At 61.9% G+C, this 17,371-nt stretch carries 18 protein-coding genes and 1 riboswitch; of the genes, 8 read left to right on the top strand and 10 right to left on the bottom strand.

What is annotated here, in order from left to right; genetic code table 11:
* Positions 1-23: 23 nt before the first annotated feature.
* Positions 24-2,054 carry an ATP-binding protein gene (locus tag FHX06_RS02415; RefSeq protein WP_018115660.1) on the bottom strand — a complete coding sequence of 677 codons (2,031 nt, stop codon included), beginning with the start codon at positions 2,052-2,054 and terminating at the stop codon, positions 24-26.
* A 340-nt stretch (positions 2,055-2,394) separates the two neighbouring features.
* Here FHX06_RS02415 and FHX06_RS02410 point away from each other — a divergent pair, with 340 nt between their 5' ends.
* Together FHX06_RS02410 and ilvN are read left to right on the top strand one after the other, a co-directional pair.
* Positions 2,395-4,188, top strand: coding sequence for an acetolactate synthase 3 large subunit (locus tag FHX06_RS02410; RefSeq protein WP_183877962.1), 1,794 nt, complete (start codon positions 2,395-2,397; stop codon positions 4,186-4,188).
* Between the two features lie 27 nt (positions 4,189-4,215).
* Positions 4,216-4,788: an acetolactate synthase small subunit gene (gene ilvN, locus FHX06_RS02405; protein ID WP_018115658.1), complete on the top strand. Its 573-nt coding sequence runs from the start codon at positions 4,216-4,218 to the stop codon at positions 4,786-4,788.
* 81 nt (positions 4,789-4,869) lie between these two features.
* Here ilvN and FHX06_RS02400 read toward each other — a convergent pair whose 3' ends face one another.
* A complete protein-coding gene (locus tag FHX06_RS02400; protein WP_183877960.1) occupies positions 4,870-5,715 on the bottom strand; it encodes an aldo/keto reductase in 846 nt (281 codons plus the stop codon).
* Positions 5,716-5,868: 153 nt separating this feature from the next.
* Here FHX06_RS02400 and FHX06_RS02395 point away from each other — a divergent pair, with 153 nt between their 5' ends.
* A complete protein-coding gene (locus FHX06_RS02395) occupies positions 5,869-6,462 on the top strand; it encodes a LysE family translocator (RefSeq protein ID WP_018115656.1) in 594 nt (197 codons plus the stop codon).
* Here FHX06_RS02395 and FHX06_RS02390 read toward each other — a convergent pair.
* The 3 genes from FHX06_RS02390 to FHX06_RS02380 all read right to left on the bottom strand — a co-directional run bounded on the left by FHX06_RS02390 (position 6,454) and on the right by FHX06_RS02380 (position 8,988).
* Positions 6,454-6,924: a DUF2269 family protein gene (locus FHX06_RS02390; RefSeq protein ID WP_183877958.1), complete on the bottom strand. Its 471-nt coding sequence runs from the start codon at positions 6,922-6,924 to the stop codon at positions 6,454-6,456. The genes FHX06_RS02395 and FHX06_RS02390 overlap by 9 nt on opposite strands.
* Complete coding sequence (locus tag FHX06_RS02385; RefSeq protein WP_183877956.1) at positions 6,924-8,207, bottom strand: SDR family oxidoreductase; 1,284 nt, start codon at positions 8,205-8,207, stop codon at positions 6,924-6,926. The genes FHX06_RS02390 and FHX06_RS02385 overlap by 1 nt, the downstream gene beginning before the upstream one ends.
* An 88-nt stretch (positions 8,208-8,295) precedes the next feature.
* On the bottom strand, positions 8,296-8,988 hold the full coding sequence (locus tag FHX06_RS02380; RefSeq protein WP_112969297.1) for a hypothetical protein: 693 nt from the start codon (positions 8,986-8,988) through the stop codon (positions 8,296-8,298).
* A gap of 256 nt (positions 8,989-9,244) precedes the next feature.
* On the opposite strand from FHX06_RS02380, the gene nthA reads away from it, so the two are divergent.
* The 3 genes from nthA to FHX06_RS02365 are packed head-to-tail and all read left to right on the top strand — an operon-like array spanning position 9,245 to position 10,933.
* Positions 9,245-9,919, top strand: a complete 675-nt coding sequence (gene nthA, locus FHX06_RS02375) for a nitrile hydratase subunit alpha (protein WP_183877955.1) — start codon at positions 9,245-9,247, stop codon at positions 9,917-9,919.
* Entirely contained in the window at positions 9,916-10,575 is a 660-nt protein-coding gene (gene nthB, locus FHX06_RS02370; protein ID WP_183877953.1) for a nitrile hydratase subunit beta, read from the top strand. Before nthA ends, nthB begins: the two co-directional genes overlap by 4 nt.
* Entirely contained in the window at positions 10,562-10,933 is a 372-nt protein-coding gene (locus tag FHX06_RS02365) for a nitrile hydratase accessory protein (protein WP_112969300.1), read from the top strand. Before nthB ends, FHX06_RS02365 begins: the two co-directional genes overlap by 14 nt.
* 21 nt (positions 10,934-10,954) lie before the next feature.
* Here the strand turns inward: FHX06_RS02365 and FHX06_RS02360 are convergent, their stop codons facing one another.
* The 4 genes from FHX06_RS02360 to FHX06_RS02345 all read right to left on the bottom strand — a co-directional run bounded on the left by FHX06_RS02360 (position 10,955) and on the right by FHX06_RS02345 (position 13,766).
* Positions 10,955-11,740 carry an anti-sigma factor family protein gene (locus FHX06_RS02360; RefSeq protein WP_183877951.1) on the bottom strand — a complete coding sequence of 262 codons (786 nt, stop codon included), beginning with the start codon at positions 11,738-11,740 and terminating at the stop codon, positions 10,955-10,957.
* Entirely contained in the window at positions 11,737-12,252 is a 516-nt protein-coding gene (locus FHX06_RS02355) for an RNA polymerase sigma factor (RefSeq protein ID WP_183877950.1), read from the bottom strand. Before FHX06_RS02355 ends, FHX06_RS02360 begins: the two co-directional genes overlap by 4 nt.
* Positions 12,253-12,262: 10 nt before the next feature.
* A complete protein-coding gene (locus tag FHX06_RS02350; RefSeq protein WP_112546774.1) occupies positions 12,263-12,643 on the bottom strand; it encodes a hypothetical protein in 381 nt (126 codons plus the stop codon).
* A 91-nt stretch (positions 12,644-12,734) separates the two neighbouring features.
* The gene (locus FHX06_RS02345) at positions 12,735-13,766 is read right to left on the bottom strand and encodes a sensor domain-containing diguanylate cyclase (protein WP_112546775.1); all 1,032 of its coding nucleotides are present in this window, start codon (positions 13,764-13,766) and stop codon (positions 12,735-12,737) included.
* Between the two features lie 171 nt (positions 13,767-13,937).
* Positions 13,938-14,018, top strand: a riboswitch (ZMP/ZTP riboswitch).
* A 30-nt stretch (positions 14,019-14,048) separates the two neighbouring features.
* Between FHX06_RS02345 and FHX06_RS02340 the strand changes: the two genes are divergently transcribed.
* The gene (locus FHX06_RS02340; RefSeq protein ID WP_183877948.1) at positions 14,049-15,356 is read left to right on the top strand and encodes a bifunctional folylpolyglutamate synthase/dihydrofolate synthase; all 1,308 of its coding nucleotides are present in this window, start codon (positions 14,049-14,051) and stop codon (positions 15,354-15,356) included.
* A gap of 59 nt (positions 15,357-15,415) precedes the next feature.
* Positions 15,416-16,543, top strand: a complete 1,128-nt coding sequence (locus FHX06_RS02335; protein WP_007817773.1) for an ATP-dependent RecD-like DNA helicase — start codon at positions 15,416-15,418, stop codon at positions 16,541-16,543.
* 74 nt (positions 16,544-16,617) lie between these two features.
* Here the strand turns inward: FHX06_RS02335 and FHX06_RS02330 are convergent, their stop codons facing one another.
* Entirely contained in the window at positions 16,618-17,310 is a 693-nt protein-coding gene (locus tag FHX06_RS02330) for a MerR family transcriptional regulator (RefSeq protein WP_018115643.1), read from the bottom strand.
* Between the last annotated feature and the right edge of the window lie 61 nt (positions 17,311-17,371).

Genomic DNA, 17,371 nt, shown 5'->3' with positions numbered 1-17,371 from the left:
TCGTTCGCGCGCCCGTGCAGCACTCAATCCTTATTGTAGAGGCTGCTCAGCGGCTTCTTCAGGATGCTTTCGCGCAGTGACATGCCACCCTCGCGGCGTGGCTGTGATGTCTGTTCGCCGAAGGCCGGCTTCGGCTGCTCGTCGCGGCGCATTTCCCGGCGCAGCGCTTCCAGGCGCGCGTCGATAGAGGTTTGCGGCGAGAGCGGCGGAGGCTCGGGCAGTGGGGCCCGGGTCTGTGGCAGGAGTGCTGGCCGATAGGGCTCGAGCGGCGCCTCGGTTGCCGACGGAGCGGCGTAGGGCTGGGCGGCGTCCTCGTCCTCGAAATCCTCGTCCGGCTCGTAATCCGTCATCGCGGAGCTGTAGCTCTGCTGGAAGGTGGAAATATCGGGGCCTGATGTGATCGCCCGCATGCGGGTGACGATGCGGCGCAGGTCGACGGTGTCCGGGTCTTCCTCGGCATGTTTGCTGGTGGCGCTATGGGCCTTCGGCAGCAGGGTTTCATCGACGCGCAGGAAGCGCATGCGCATCGGCACGCGGATCGCCTCACCGAAGGCGATGGCCTCGCCATTGCCGATCGAGGAGATGAAACTCGTCGTCGAGATCGAGGAATTGGGGATGGCCGAGCGGATGATTTCCTGATCGCGGTCGTTGGCAAGGCGCATGGCAAAGAGTGTCGAGCACTGCGACAGGATCGTCTGGTCGAGCTCTCCCGGGCGCTGGGTGATGATGCCGAGCGAGACGCCGTATTTGCGGCCTTCCTTGGCAATGCGGGCAATCGCCTGACGGGTCGGAACGAAGCCGAGGTTCGGATCCGAGGGTATATAGCGATGCGCCTCTTCGCAGACGACCAGCATATGAATGGCCCCTTCGCTCCAGAGCGCGATTTCGAAGGCCATGCGGCAGAGCACGGACGCGACCGAATTGACGACTTCGGAGGGGATGCCGGCGAGCTGGAAGGTGCAGATCGGCCTGTTGTCGCCCGGGATGCGGAAGATCTGGGCGATGGTCTCCGTGATCGTGTCGCTGATCGTGTTGTTGGAGAACATGAAGTGGTAACGCGGATCGTTGATCGCGGCGATGATGCGCATCTTCAGCGAGCGCAGGAACGGTTTTTCGGTGCGGCCTTCCAGCCGGCCGATGCGCTCGTCGATGAGAGCAAGCAGGTCGGCGATGCGGTACGGCACCGGCGTATCGGCAGTGATCGAGCTCTTTTCCGTCTGTCGGCGCACAAGCGAACTGTCGCTGCCGCGGAAGGCGCGCTTGGCCTCCGGCAGGATATCGCGCAGCATGTCGAGCTCTTCCGGTACCGGCGGGCGGCCGCGGAAGACCACTTCGGCGAACTCCTCGAGCCGCATCAGCCAGAAGGGCAGGTCGAGTGTATCGGTATCGATGGTAACGGCGTGTTTCGGGAAGGCGGCGGCAAATTCGTTGTGCGGATCGAGGATCAGCACGCGCAGCTTCGGGTCGGCCTCGATCGCCTTGTGCAGCAGCAGCGAGACGGCAGTCGATTTGCCGACACCGGTCGAGCCGACCACGGCGAAGTGCTTCGACAGCATCGAGGGGACATGGATCGCCGCTTCGATGCTTTCATCCTGTGTCAGGTTGCCGATGACGGCGGTGGCGCCCTTGCCGGCATCATAGATGCGCATCAGGTCCGCGGCGCGGATACGATGGGCGATGGCGCCGAGATGGGGATAACACGAAATGCCGGTCGAGAATTCCTCGCGGCCGTCTTCGTCGACGCGGACTTCGCCGAGCAGTTCCGTCTCGATGCGGAAGACATTGTCCTGGCCTTCGCCCCAGCCCTGGTTGCCGGTATTCATGGAGAAGACGAGGGCGACGACACGATTCCTGCCGACGCTGATCGAAATCAGCCGACCGACGGACCATAGTTCGGTGAGATCGGTGCCACCGGCTTCCGCCACGGCGGCGATAGTGGCGCGCGAACCGCTGCACGCAACGACACGCCCGAGGAAACGGTTCCCCGGCGTAAGGCTATCGCGGCGATCCTGTTCGCCTGCCTTGCCTGTCGTCATCATGTCGTTGTTCAGCAAAGGGTTACTCCCCGCAGTAAAGGACAGGATATGACCGATCCTTTAATAAATCCTTCAGCCCCAGAATTGGACGGGCTATGGGAGGGTTGATCGGTTGGCCGGCCGCGGATTTTTTATTGCGGAATGCGTTGACGCTGCGAAATTTTCTGTCTATCAATTCCGCCCATGACAATTTCGAACGTTCTTATCGTGGTGGGAAAGCGCATGGGCAGGATGGTGTAACCATCCGGCGGTAGCCACCCATGCGCAAGACGAAGGCTCCTCAGGGGCCTTTTTTTATGCCCGAAATCAGGGCTTCCGGCACGAACCTCAACTCCTCAGCATCAAACGGAACAGATACATGGCGAGCACGGACAATCAAGCGGACAGCAATCGAATGACGGGAGCGGAAATCGTTCTCCGCGCGCTGAAGGATAATGGTGTCGAGCACATCTTCGGCTATCCCGGCGGTGCGGTTCTTCCGATCTATGACGAGATCTTCCAGCAGGAAGAGATCAAGCATATCCTCGTGCGCCATGAGCAGGGTGCCGGCCATGCGGCCGAAGGTTATGCCCGCTCCACCGGCAAAGTCGGCGTCATGCTGGTCACGTCAGGTCCGGGTGCCACGAATGCCGTGACACCGCTGCAGGACGCCTTGATGGATTCGGTTCCGCTCGTCTGCCTCTCAGGCCAGGTTCCCACCTCGCTCATCGGTTCGGACGCCTTCCAGGAATGCGACACCGTCGGCATCACGCGCCCCTGCACCAAGCACAACTGGCTGGTCAAGGATGTCAACGAGCTCGCCGCCGTCATCCATGAAGCCTTCCGCATTGCGCAGTCCGGCCGCCCCGGTCCCGTCGTCGTCGATATTCCGAAGGATGTTCAGTTCGCCACCGGCACCTACACGCCGCCGGCCGATCACGCGATCCAGAAGAGCTACCAGCCGAAGGTTCAGGGCGACATTAACCAGATTCACGCAGCAATCGAGCTGATGGCCAATGCCCGCAGGCCGATCCTCTACACCGGCGGCGGCGTCGTCAATTCCGGCCTGGAAGCATCCCGCATGCTGCGCGAACTGGTCGAGCTGACGGATTTCCCGATCACCTCGACGCTGATGGGCCTCGGCGCCTATCCTGCGTCGGGCAAGAACTGGCTGAAGATGCTCGGCATGCACGGCTCCTACGAAGCCAACATGGCGATGCATGATTGCGACGTCATGGTCTGCATCGGCGCGCGCTTCGACGACCGTATCACCGGCCGCCTGAATGCCTTCTCGCCGAATTCCAAGAAGATCCATATCGACATCGATCCGTCCTCGATCAACAAGAACGTACGCGTCGACCTCGGCATCCGCGGTGATGTCGGCAGTGTCCTGGAAGACATGATCCGCCTGTGGCGGGCGCTGCCGAAGAAGCCGGAGAAGGGGCGCCTGGATGCGTGGTGGGCCGATATTGCCCGCTGGCGCGCGCGCAATTCCTTCGCCTACACGAAAAGCAACGACGTGATCATGCCGCAATATGCGCTGGAGCGTCTCTATGAACTGACCAAGGATCGCGACACCTACATCACGACCGAAGTCGGCCAGCACCAGATGTGGGCAGCCCAGTTCTACGGATTCGAGCAGCCGAACCGCTGGATGACCTCGGGTGGCCTCGGCACGATGGGATACGGCCTGCCGGCAGCCCTCGGCGTCCAGATCGCCCATCCGGAGAGCCTCGTCATCGACATTGCCGGCGATGCCTCGATCCAGATGTGCATCCAGGAAATGTCGGCGGCGATCCAGCACAATGCGCCGATCAAGATCTTCATCATGAACAACCAGTACATGGGCATGGTGCGCCAGTGGCAGCAGCTCCTGCATGGCAACCGCCTGTCCAACTCCTATACGGAAGCGATGCCCGACTTCGTGAAGCTCGCCGAAGCCTATGGCGCGGTTGGCCTGCGCTGCGAAAAGCCTGACGATCTCGATGCGACGATCCAGGAGATGATCGATGTCAAGAAGCCGGTCATCGTCGATTGCCGCGTCGCCAATCTCGCCAATTGCTTCCCGATGATTCCATCGGGCAAGGCCCATAATGAAATGCTGCTGCCGGACGAAGCCACGGACGAGGCGGTCGCCAATGCGATCGACGCCAAGGGCCGTCAGCTCGTATAAAAACAGATAGGTAGGAACCCCAGGATCATGAACGCACACCTTCAACCCACCGGCTCTGCCTATTTCATCTCTCCGGAAACGGCTGCCGTCGAGAACCATACGCTCTCGGTGCTCGTCGATAACGAGCCGGGCGTTCTCGCCCGCGTGATCGGCCTGTTTTCCGGCCGCGGTTACAATATCGAAAGCCTCACGGTTTCCGAGACGGAGCATGCAGCGCATCTGTCGCGCATCACCGTCGTGACCCGCGGCACGCCGCAGGTGCTGGAGCAGATCAAGGCGCAGCTGGAGCGCATCGTGCCTGTTCATCGTGTGGTGGACCTGACGGTGCGTGCCCGTGAACTCGGCCAGGACCGGCCGATCGAACGGGAAGTGGCGCTTCTCAAGTTGATCGGCAGCGGTGAGACCCGCGCCGAGACGCTGCGCCTTGCCGATGCGTTCCACGCCAAGGTGGTGGATGCAACGATCGATCATTTCATCCTGGAAATCACCGGCAAGTCTTCGAAGATCGACCAGTTCATCGCGATCATGAAGCCGCTCGGCCTCATCGAAGTCTGCCGCACCGGCATTGCCGCGATGAACCGCGGCGCGCAGGGCATGTAGGAACAGCCCGGGCATGTAGAAACTACAGCCAGGGCATGTAGAAACTGCAACACAATAGCAAAACAATTGCGCCGTTGGAGATCAGAGCATTTCCAGCGGCGTTTTCCTTGCCGGTGGCGGGAAGGCGGCATCGAGCGCTTCCCAGTCCTCGTCGGTGATGTCGAGCGAGACGCAGTCGCGGTTTTCGCGGGCGCGCTCGATGTTGGAGGTCTTGGGTATGACGAAGACGCCGTCGCGTTCGAGCACGAAGGCAAGCGCCAGCTGCGCCGGGGTGGCCTGATAGGCCTTGGCGATATGGATCAGGTCCGGATGATGCAGGATGCGGCCCTGTTCGATCGGTGAATAGGCCATGATGGGGATATTGCGGCTCTGGCACCAGGGCAGGAGATCGTATTCGATACCGCGACGGGCGATATTGTAGAGGACCTGATTGGCGGCGACGTTCTTTCCTCCGGGAACAGACAGCAGCTCCTGCATGTCGTCGGTATCGAAATTGGAGACGCCCCAGGCGCGGATCTTGCCCGAAGCCTTCAGCGTTTCGAAGGCCTCGACGGTCTCGGCGAGCGGATAGTTGCCGCGCCAGTGCAGCAGGTAAAGGTCGATGCGGTCGGTGCCGAGGCGGTCGAGGCTATTTTCGCAGGCGGTAATCGTGCAGGTGCGGCTGGCATTCCAGGGATAGACCTTGCTGACGATGAAGGTCTCCTCACGGCGGCCCTTGATCGCCTGTCCGACGATTTCTTCGGCGCCGCCGTCACCATACATTTCGGCGGTATCGATCATCGTCATGCCGAGATCGAGGCCGGCCTTGAGGCTTGCGATTTCTTGCCTCCCGTGGCCGGCATCCTCGCCCATGCCCCAGGTTCCCTGGCCGAGCGCGGGAACTTCGGTGCCATCGGGGAAAGTGATGGTGGGGATCGGGTCGTCCATGACGGTTCTGGTCCTTTGCGTCTCTCCGGCAGACTATCAGGTAATCCTGTCACCGTGACAATCATGTTATGGTGACAGGGGTTTAGGGCAGTTATGCTGACCTAAATCCAATAAGTCGGCCACATCATCGACACATGCTTTCCGGGAGGTTTCATGCCGCTGGATACGTTTCTGGCTCTGTTGCTCTTTGCCTTCACGACGTCAATCACGCCGGGGCCGAACAATATGATGCTGTTTGCCTCGGGCGTGAATTTCGGTTTCCGTCGCACCATCCCGCACATGTTCGGCATCGGGGCAGGTTTCCTGTCGCTGCTTCTTGGCGTCGGCCTTGGGCTCGGAGCGCTGCTGCATATGGTGCCGGCGGTCTATACCGCGCTGAAGTTCGCAGGCGGCGCCTATCTCGTCTGGATCGCCTGGAAGATCGGAACGTCGCGCTCGCTGGGCGAGGGCACGAGCGGCGTGAAGCCGATGTCCTTCCTTGGTGCCGCGGCCTTTCAGTGGGTCAATCCGAAGGCCTGGGTGATGGCGGTCACGGCCATGGCGACCTATACCAATCCTGAGCTCTATATGATCAGCGTCCTGCTCGTCGGCCTCGCCTTTGCGGCGGTCAACGTGCCTTCCGTGTCCACCTGGGCTGGCTTCGGCTCGGCGCTTCGGGAGTGGTTGTCCGATCCGGTGCGGCTGAAATGGTTCAATATCACCATGGCATTGCTGCTCGTTCTCAGCCTCTGGCCGATGCTAAAATAGCGTCGGCTTCGTGAGCATCAGCCAGAGAATGCCTGTTACCGCGAAGAAAGCCGGGAAGCCGAAAGCGAACCAGACGCGGTAAAGGCTGAAATAGGCCGATGGCAGGGCGGCGCCCGAAGCCGCTGCGGCCCGCGCCAGATTGCGCAGCCGGATCTGGATCCAGACGACCGGCAGCCAGAACATGCCGGTCACGACATAAAGCAACAGCGAGAGCGCAATCCAGCTTTCCGTCAGGTCCCAGCCGATGATGCGGGCGAGAAGATAGCCTGTCACCGGCTGCAGAATGGCGGCGGAGGCGGTAAAGATCGTGTCGGCAACGACCACAGTGCCGGCGACATGTGCGATAAGCCCGGGATCACGGGTGCGATGGGCCATCACCATGAAGAAGGCGATGCCGGCGCCGGTGCCGAAGAGCACGGCGGCACCCACCACATGGGCAAGAAGCAGCAGTTCCGCGAGCATCAGCGTTCATCCAGGATGGCGAGTGCCGCAAGCGTCAGCAGCAGCGACGGCAGCACCTTGACCAGCGGCCCGAGCGGATCGAGCCAGAGCGCCGGCTCCAGAATGGTGCCGCCGACGAGATAGGCAAGCGAGACGATGAGCATGCCGGCAAGGGCGCGGCGGGCGAAGGGGCGCACGAGGACTGCGGCGCCGAGCGCGATATCGATCAGGCAGGTGATGATTGTCATCGCCATGGCCGCATCGGCTGGCATGAAGGGCAGGAAATGGGCGCTTGCCTGTTCAGGTGCCAGAAGCGGGATGAGGCCCGATAGCAGCCAGAAGAGCGACAGGCCGGCAATGATGGGCGCCTTCAGGAGATAGAGGCGGGCAAACCACAGATCCTGAACGCCGGAGGGGTTCGCGGCAAGCGTCTCTGCGGCCGAAAGCGTCGGCAGACCCTGCCGGGCGGGGCGGTCCATCCTGACGCCCTCGGACATGACGGTCATGCCGGTGGAGCGCAGCGGCGAGCGCCAGCCGAGATGGCCGGCGAGATCGGCAAGCCATGAGACGGGCCGTGCGAGTGCCGGCGGGATAGAGATAACAGGCGCATCCGGCAGGCCAAGCCAGGAACGATGCAGTTTGACGAGGCTTGTCAGCGTGTGCCGTTCGGTAGCAGCCAGTTCGATGTCGCTGCCGGAGGGAAGCGTGCCTGAAATCGCAGCCGAGACTGCAGAGGCGACATCTTCAGCAGCGACCGTTTCAACCGGGCTGTCGGCATGGATGAGCGGCAGGGCAAACGGGAAGGATGCGAGTGCGCGCAGAAGTGCGGTGCCGCCATGGGCATTGCGGCCGAGCACGAGGGACGGGCGAAGGATGACATAAGGCAGGCCGGATGCCGCAAGCGCGATATCGGCAGCGCGCTTGGTGGCGAGGAAGGGCAAGTCGCTGCCGGCGCCATCCGTTCGGGCGGATATCTGGACGATGAGCGTCACGCCGGCCGGTCGCGCCGCTTGCTGGAGCGCGATCATTGCGCGTTGCTGGGTGGCCGCGAGATTGTCAGAAAGACCGTCCTGGAGGGCGCCGGCACTGTTGACGACCACGTCCTGGCCCTCCAGCACGGAGGCCCAGTCGGCCACATTGGTCATCTTCTCCAGGTCGGCCCTGATCCAGCGGATAGCGGGCTGGCGAACCCGCGCCCGGTCGGGATTGCGGGCTAGCCCGGTCACGGTGCAGCCCTCCGCAAGCAGCCGCGCTGCGATTGCCGAGCCGATGAAGCCTGTGGCACCGAGAATCAGGATGTTCATGATGGGAGACTACCCAAAAACGGCATGTCGGGCAGGGGCGGGCGGTATAACGCCTGCAAGAAATTGTCTGCCTTTCATGCCGGATAGCTCAAGCGATAAGGCGGGGATCGAGTCTCGCCATGGGAATAGCGCATTCGGTGACGATCCGGGCCGCCAGAGACGGGTCAAGCGGCGGCCTGACGTGGAAGAAGGCAAGTTCCAGCGCCAGGCCGATCGCGAAAGGTCGCCTGCTGAGGGGTACGCGATTTCGATCGAGGGCATCGGCCAACTTCGGCCACAGGCGGCGAACGTAGGCAACGGGCGTCTCGGCTGGACGGTTCTCATCCGTCAATCGCGGTATTCCGAACTGCGGATGTCCGATTGTTGAGACCACGTAACGAAGCGTTTCCATCGCCATCTCTTGCGAGATCAGGGCTCCGGACCTTCTCGCCGCGCCATACGTCAGGTTGAGCAGGGAATCGTGGCTTTCCAGAAGGAAGGCGTTGGGCAGGTTGCCGGTATAATAGCGGGAGCCGTCTTCGGCTTCCATGGCGATGAGATCAGCGTCGTCGCTGAGATCTCCTGCGGAAGCAATATCAAAGGCGGTGAGGACGCACGAAAAACCGCCAATCGATCCCAGGGCTCCAAACAGATCGATCGGCTGAACATGGCCGTCCGTTGCCATCTCCTGAATGACATGATCCAGCAGGGCGCGTGCAACCAGTCCTGGGCTCTGAACAGTATCTTCGGTCTCCTGCCGGCGCGGATCGACAGAGGCCGAGCTATCGGCAAGGCTCTCCATCTCGTCTCGCGGAGGCGCGGACGGAGGCGCGGGTGATCTGGTGCTGCGGCCGAATGTCGGAAGTTTCATGTGTGCGATGTTGAGATGAAGCCGTTAACGTTTGGTTAGGATCACGGCGAAAAATAAGGAGTTGCTTAATTAGCTCCATCTTCAGTCATCGCCGACGGCATTCATTTGGGACACTTCTTGACGAGAAATGCGCTTGGCGGTCCTCCGATCGCCGCATAAGATCGAGCGCTCTAGCCTGGAGAGCGCCATGCGGCACAGAGACGACCACGCAGATCATGACCACGATCACCATGATCATCACCACGACAACCATTATTCGGACATGCAGGCGCGTGTAAAAGCGCTGGAATCGCTGCTGACGGAGAAGGGGCTGATCGATCCGGCGGCGATCGATGCGATTGTCGAAACCTATGAGACAAAGGTCGGGCCGCGCAATGGTGCGCGTGTTGTTGCGAAAGCCTGGAGCAATCCCGACTTTGCCGAATGGCTGAAGCGGGACGCGACGGCTGCGATTGCGAGCCTCGGTTATACTGGTCGGCAGGGCGAGCACATGCGCGCCGTCTTCAATACGGCTGACACGCATAACCTCGTCGTCTGCACGCTTTGCTCCTGCTATCCGTGGTCGGTGCTCGGCCTGCCGCCGGTTTGGTACAAGGCTCCCGCCTATCGCTCGCGTGCCGTCATCGATCCACGCGGCGTGCTGGCTGAATTCGGGGTGACGCTGCCTGAGAGCAAGAAGGTTCGCGTCTGGGATTCGACGGCGGAGCTGCGTTATCTCGTCATCCCCGAGCGGCCCGAGGGAACGGAGGGCATGGATGAGGAGGCGCTTGCCGATCTCGTCAGCCGCGATGCGATGATCGGCACTGCAATTGCGGGAAGCCCGAAAATTTCGGGCGCCGGCAACCGGGAAGTGGCCCGATGAACGGCCCACACGATCTCGGTGGCCAGATGGGCTTTGGCCCCGTCGCGCCGGAAGTCAACGAACCCTATTTCCATGCCGAATGGGAGAAGCGGGCGCTCGGCATCACGCTCTCCTGTGGCGCGTTCGGTGCCTGGACGATCGACGAGAGCCGGCATGCGCGCGAAAGCATTCCGCCGGCCGATTATCTTGCGGCAAGCTATTACGAGATCTGGATCCGCGGCATCGACATGCTTCTGGAGCGCCATGGCTTTGCGAACCGCGAAGAATTGCTGTCCGGCTCGAAGCTGCAGGATGGCTCGGTGCCGAAGCGAGTGCTGAAGGCCGACATGGTCGCCGGCGTGCTCGGCAAGGGCGGGCCTTGCGACCGGCCTGTCGAGGCGGCGCCGCTCTTCGTCGTCGGCGAAACTGTAAAGACCAAGAATTTCAATCCGGCCACCCATACCCGGCTGCCGCGTTATGCCCGCGCCAAGACCGGCACCATCGAGGCGGTGCAGGGCTCCTTCGTTTTCCCTGATGACAATGCGCATGGCAAGGGCGAGAACCCGCAATGGCTCTATACCGTGGTCTTCGATGGTGGCGAGATCTGGGGCGAGGGGGCAGACCCGTCGCTGACGGTCTCGATCGATGCGTGGGAGAGCTATCTTGAGCGTGTGTGAGGTGCCGTCTCAACTGGCCCAATCGCCCAGCCTGCCGAAGTCACCGGAAGGCGATCCGGTTTTCCCGGAGCCCTGGGCTGCGGAGGCCTTTGCCATGACCGTGCATCTGCATGAGAAGGGGCTGTTTGCCTGGAACGAATGGGCTGAGACCCTGTCGAAGGAGTTGCACAAACCCGGCCGCGCCGAAGACGGCAGCGACTATTTCGACTGCTGGGTGGCTGCTCTTTCTGAACTGCTCGTCAGCCGTGGCGTTGCGGATGCCGCCGTGATCCTCGACCTGCAGAAGAGCTGGCAAAGGGCAGCGGAAGCAACGCCGCACGGCAAGCCGATCGAGCTTGCGAACGATCCGCTGCGCTGAGTTTCAGATGCAGTTCCCAGCTCAGGATGGGAACTGCCTATAACATTCCTCTGCCACCTTGCGCAGCATGTCGCGGGAGATTTCGCCCGTCACCGCATAGCCGAGTTCGCCGTCGATCCAGTAGAAGGTTTCCACATCCTTGGCCGAGGCGAAGCGGAAGCTCGTCGTCCTGTTTTCCTTATTGCGGCCGACGATGACCGTCAGGCGCTCGCCGCCCTGATCCTCGTACATGAACATGGCGCCCGGCCTGTCGTCGACCGGTAGCAGGCGACCACCGACAAGGTGGAAGCCGAGGGATTTCAGGTCCGGAACCTTGAGATCGGGGATCGCCAGACGCTTGCCGAGCCAGGTCGCCAGATGGGCTTCCTCATTGGCGAAGACTTCGACCGGGTGGCGCACTTCGCTCGCATAGACAAGGAAGGCGGTTTCGGCCTGCTTCGGCAGGGTCTCGGATTCGGCAAGCTGCAGCGGTGGGCGCTCAAAGAGCGGCGGGATGAAGCGGTCGCTGACGGCGCCAAGCGCAAAGAGGATCACGGCGGCTGCGGCGAATGCCGAGCGTATCTTCCAGGGAGAGGTTGGCTGAACTACCGATGTCACCATCCGGAGATCGGCATCGCGGCTCTTCTCATAACCTGCAAACAGCGACTTGATGCCGGCATTCTGCGTCTGCCAACCGGCGACCATGGCCGCCTCCTCCGGGTTTTCCGCGAGGTAGGCTTCCACGCGGGCGCGGGCAGCCTCCGGCAATTGCCCGTCGGCGTAGGCGTGCAGGTCCGCTTCGGTCACGGCTCGATTGGTTTCGTTCATTTCGGTCTCCGAAGCGTAATCACGTTGTCGGCTTTCATATGTTCGCTCATGCGCTGGCGTGCGCGCGACAGGCGCGACATGACGGTGCCGATCGGGATCTCCAGCATGGCGGCGACTTCGCTGTAGCTGTAGCCCTCGATGACCACGAGCATCAGTACGGAGCGGTAGTCCTCCGACAGGCTGTCGAGAGCCTGTTCCAGCCGCAGGCGCTCCAGCGGATCGGCCTGAGTATCGGAATTGGCGATATCCTCGGCGGCATCGAGTTCGACCAGCCGGTCGCGGGGGCTTGCGCGGCGGGCGTTGCGGTAAAGGTTGGTCATAATCGTCAGGACCCAGCCGCGCATGTTGATGCCGCGCCACTGGCCGCGCCGGGCCAGGACCTTTTCCACGCAATCCTGAAGCAGATCCTCGCCTTCGGCATCCGAGCGGGTGAGGCTGCGGGAATAGCGGCGGAGCGAGGGGAGGAGGGCCAGGATCTGGCCCTCGAACGTATCGGGTGGGGGCGTCTTCACGCTGGCCTCATCAGGGCTTTGCGACATCCCAGGAACCGCCGACGCCATCGCCGGTGATATCGCCGGACTTCGTGTCCTTCACCCAGTAATAGAGCGGCATGCCGTCCTTGGCCCACTGCTTCTTTCCATCCTTGCGCTCGACGAGCGAGTATGCACCATCGGCCTTGGCATCGCTAGCAGCGAGGAAAGGCGGCCAGTTGGTTGCGCACTTGTCGTAGCAATTCGAGACGCCCTTTTCGTCCTTCTTGTAGGTGTAGAGCGTCATGCCCTTTTCGCCGGCGAGGACCTTGCCCTTGGCCGTTTCGACCTCGGTGACGGCGGGGGCGGCGAAGGCTGCAGTGGCGGTGGCAGCGACGACTGCAAGCACGGACAGGAATTTCACGGACTTCATGGTCTCTCTCCTCGGGTTAGGCACGCATTTTTGCGATACCGGACATGAGACACGTCAGGGCTTGGTTTTATTCCCGTCTGTTTTTCAAACGTCAGTTCGGATTGAAAACAACATGGCAGTCCCGTCCGGCCGCCTTGGCGCGATAGAGGGCGTTATCGACGTTACGCAGCAATTCGGCGCGGCGGCGGCCGCCCAGCGGAGCAAGTGCCGCACCGATGCTCAGGCGGGCGCGGATGATGTTTCCTTCGATGGTAAAGGGGCTGCGGAAGGTCGCGAGAAGACGTTCGGAGACGGCAACAAGCGCTTCGGTGTTCGGCGGGTTCGGAACGAAGATCGCGAATTCGTCGCCGCCCATGCGGATGACGATATCGCCGGAGCGGATGACCGAGCGAATGCGGCTTGCCGCTTCGCGCAGCACTTCATCGCCGATATGATGACCGAGCGTATCGTTGATCGACTTGAAGCCGTCCATGTCGAGATAGAGGGCGCCGAAGGTCTGGCCGGAGGCAAGGGCTGCTTCCAGCGCCCGGTCGACGATGGCATCGAGCGCCGATCGGTTGAGGAAGCCTGTCAGCGGATCGGTCATGGCGGCGGTGCGCAGGCTGTTTTCGGCAAGGCCCATGACGAAATTCGCCTTCTGCAGCCGCAGAAGCGCGCTGGCCACACGGGCGAAACGGCGAAGATTGGCGGCCTCCTGTTCGGTGAAGAGCCGCGGCTTCTGATCGAGGATGCAGAACGCGCCGATTGCCAGGTCGCTTTCAAGTTCCAGAGGTGCACCGGCATAAAAACGGAAATGCGGCGGGCCTGTCACGTAGGGTGCGGTGCTGAGTTCCGCATCCTGTTCCAAATCGGGAACGACGACCATGTCGTTGGCGAAGACGACGCGGGTGCAGAAGGAAAGGTCGCGCGGGCATTCGGAAAGCTGCATGCCCGCTTCGCCGGCAATGCGCAGCCAGTCCTCATCGACGATGTTGACGGCGGCATAGGGCATTGCGAATGCATTCTTGGCGAGCTCGGCAAGTGCTGCAAGCTCCGGCGTCGGGCTGCTGCTGATGGCGCTCAGCGAGCGCACGGCAAGCAGTCGCTGCGGTTCGTTGACTGGAATTCGGATCGTCTGCCCCACTCGGATCTCCGTCTCTGTCAAAGACAGGGGATAGAGATGGCCCAATTGAAAATCTCGGCAAGGGCTAAAATTCGCCAGCGTTAACTGGCAGTTGCCGCGGGCGGCGTCGCGGCGGGCGATGCCGATGACGCTAGCGAGGCTAGGCAGGGCGATGGAAAGGTTCTAGTGTCGGTTTGCCTGCGTGACTGGCGAGACAGATGGAGAACCATCGGGAAGCGCAGGCTGACGCTGCCGCTCGCCTGGGCACCAAGATAGTAACTCCTGTAACCTGTGCCATGCCCCATGCAGAACCAGAATCCCCGCCTTATCGAAGCCCTTTCGCAACTTGATCAGCTCACCAATTGGGAACAACGCCCGCGCGGCGAAATGCGCGTCGGGCTTGAACCGATCCTCGATCTCTCGGCGCGTCTCGGCAATCCGCACCGCGCCTTCCGCTCGATCCACGTGGCGGGCACCAAGGGCAAAAGCTCGACTTGCGCGCTGCTGGAAGCCGGGCTACGCCATGCCGGCATTTCCGTCGGGCGCTATGCCTCGCCCCATGTGGAGCATATTTCCGAGCGCGTCAGCGTCAACGGCCAGCCGGTCGAGGAGGCCGTGCTCGCCGGGGCGCTGTTCCTGGGCCTTGATGCGCTCAGGCAAGCAAGGACGGAAGGGACGGCAGCCGAGGCTGCAACATGGTTCGACATACTGACAGCGGCGGGTTTCCTGATTTTTCGCGATGCGGGCGTTCAATGGGCCGTTGTCGAGACAGGGCTCGGCGGCCGGCTGGATTCGACCAATATCGTCGACAGCGATGTTTCGATCGTCACCAATATCGGCCTCGAACATACGGAGATTTTGGGCAAGACGCGGGCGGCGATTGCCTTCGAAAAGGCCGGCATCATCAAGCCGCATACGACTGTCGTGACACCGCTTGAAGCGGATGACGAGGCGGGGGCGGTGATAGCCAGGCGGGCGGCCGAGATCGATGCGCGTCTGATCCGGCCGGATCTTTCGCAAGCGTCAACGATTGCCCGGCGCAATGCCGCAGTCGCGGGTGCCGCGCTCGATGTGCTCGGTGAACTCGGCGTCAGGGCGCGCGAGGGCAAAGCGGTCGGCGGATGGCTTGTTGATGCCGAGGCCGAGCGGGAATCGCAGCTGCCGGGGCGGCTGGAGCGATTTACCGTGCCTGTCCCGGGCCGTGCCGCGGCCAGCAATGTTGCCGTTGCGCTCGACGGGGCACATGTGCCGTTCAATCTCGAAGCGGTGCTCGACGATCTCTCCGGCATGGAAGGATTTGCCGGATCTGGCATTGCTGTCGTGGCGATCGCGGCCGACAAGGATGCAGCGGGGCTTCTCGAGGTGATGGGCCGCCATGGTGTCTCGCCGATCTTCACCTCGGTCTCCGATCGTTTCCGTTCTCCTGCCGAATTGCAGAGGCTTGCCGGTCAGATCGGTCTCGCGAGCGACGTGATCGAGGATCCGCAGACTGCCTATGAAAAGGCGCTCGAACGGGCAGCCAGCTCCGGCGCCTGGGTAATCCTGACGGGATCGCTCTATCTCGTCGGCCTGCTGCGCGAGCGGGTCATCAACGAGGCGGTGAAGAGCTAGCTCGCCTCAGGGAAAATTCCGCCTTGCCTATGCGAGGCGAATCCTGCCAAGTCGCTTCCATGCAATTCGCCCCGCAACAGGATGAAGCCCTGAAGGCCGTTTCGAACTGGCTGAAGGAGGGAAGGTCGCCGCTCTTCCGTCTGTTCGGCTATGCCGGAACGGGCAAGACGACGCTTGCCAAGCATTTTGCCGAGCATGTGGATGGCGATGTGCTGTTTGCTGCATTCACCGGCAAGGCCGCACAGGTACTGCGCTCGCGCGGGGCGTCAAATGCCAAGACCATCCACTCGCTGATCTATCGGCCGCGCGGCGAGGAAGAGGTGGAGGACGAGGAAACCGGCAAGACTTCGATCGCGCCGATGTTTTCCATCAACCGCCAGAGCCCGGTTGCCAAGGCTGCCCTGATCATCGTCGACGAATGCTCGATGGTGGACGAGGCGCTCGGCAAGGACCTGATGAGCTTCGGCACGCCGATCCTGGTGCTCGGTGATCCCGGCCAGCTGCCGCCGGTCACGGGTGGCGGCTTCTTCACAAACCAGGAACCGGATTATCTGTTGACGGACATCCACCGGCAGGCGCGCGACAATCCGATCATCAAGCTCGCCATGCAGGTGCGTGAGGGCAACGAGATCATGTATGGCGACTACGGCAAGGCGCAGGTGATCTCGAAGAACGAGGTGACGCAGCCGCTGGTGATGGATGCCGATCAGGTGCTTGTCGGCACAAACAAGACGCGGCGGCGCTATAACCAGCGCCTGCGCGAACTCAAGGGTTTTACGACCGAACATCCACAGACCGGCGACAAGCTGGTCTGCCTGCGCAACGACCCGGCAAAGGGCCTGCTCAACGGCTCGCTCTGGCAGGTCATGACCTCATCCAAGGAAACGACCAAGCCGGGCATCAATCTGCTGGTGCGCCCCGAAGATGACGACATGGATCGGGGGGCTGCCAAGATCAAGCTCCTGAAACAGGCCTTCGAGAATGTGGAAGGCGAGATTCCCTGGAACACACGCAAGCGCTATGACGAGTTCGATTACGGCTATGCGCTGACGGTGCACAAGGCACAGGGTTCGCAGTGGAACAATGTCGTGCTGTTCGACGAAAGCTGGGCTTTCCGCGATACGCGCGAGCGCTGGCTTTACACCGCGATTACACGTGCAGCAGAAACACTGACAATTGTCCGCTAAACTTGGCGTTCCCTAAAGTTTCGCGATCACGGTCGTGCGGGATGCGGTGGCGGCCGCAGCCGGTGTGGGGAGAATCAAGCCTGAACGATGCCGAGGAGAACCGCCTTGGCGATGGCCTGGAAGCGGTTGTTGGCATGGAATTTCAGAATGATGTTGGCTTCCAGTCCGCGCGCTTCCTCATGCTTGAGGTCGAGGGCGCGGGCAATGCGCTGCGTCGAATAGCCCTCTGACATCAGCTCCAGGCACTGGCGCTCCTGATCGGTCAGGCTTGCCGGATCCCTGTTGTCGTTGATCGGCGGCAAGTCGAGACTGCTGTCATATTCGAGAAGATCGCTGACTTGCTGCAACTGCCGGTGCAAGGTCGACATCTCGGCCGTCAGCTCGCGCTTGCGCTGGGAAAGGGCCTCGCGGAAGATCGACTCGGCCTCTTCCTGTGAGACTGCGCTGCGCAGGACCTCCATCAGCTCCTGGATGACCGCGATCGGCATGCCGGTTTCGCGGCAAACGGTGATGACCGCCATGCGCATGACGTCATCCTGATCGTAAACGCGCATCAGGCCGATGCGGTTTGCGGAAATCAGGCCCTTCTCTTCGTAGAAATGCAATGTCCTGTGCGTGACGCCGAAAGCGTTCGCCATATCGGCGATGGCAACGGGACCTTGTGGAATATCCGGCGGCAAAGCAGCCGAAGGCAGGAACCGGTATTTCGACCGGGCCTCCGAAGCAATACCGGCGGCAGCAAACAAACGTTTGGAACCGTCTGGCATGAACCCTCCTGGGGCAGGTAGTTGCACCTCATGCGGCTTTGCCAGTTGCTTCCGGAGCGCG

Origin of the sequence: Rhizobium sp. BK512 (assembly GCF_014194915.1) — a bacterium.
Lineage (GTDB): Bacteria > Pseudomonadota > Alphaproteobacteria > Rhizobiales > Rhizobiaceae > Rhizobium.
Note: the sequence above shows the minus strand (reverse complement) of the source record. Positions and strands in the feature narration are given on the sequence as shown.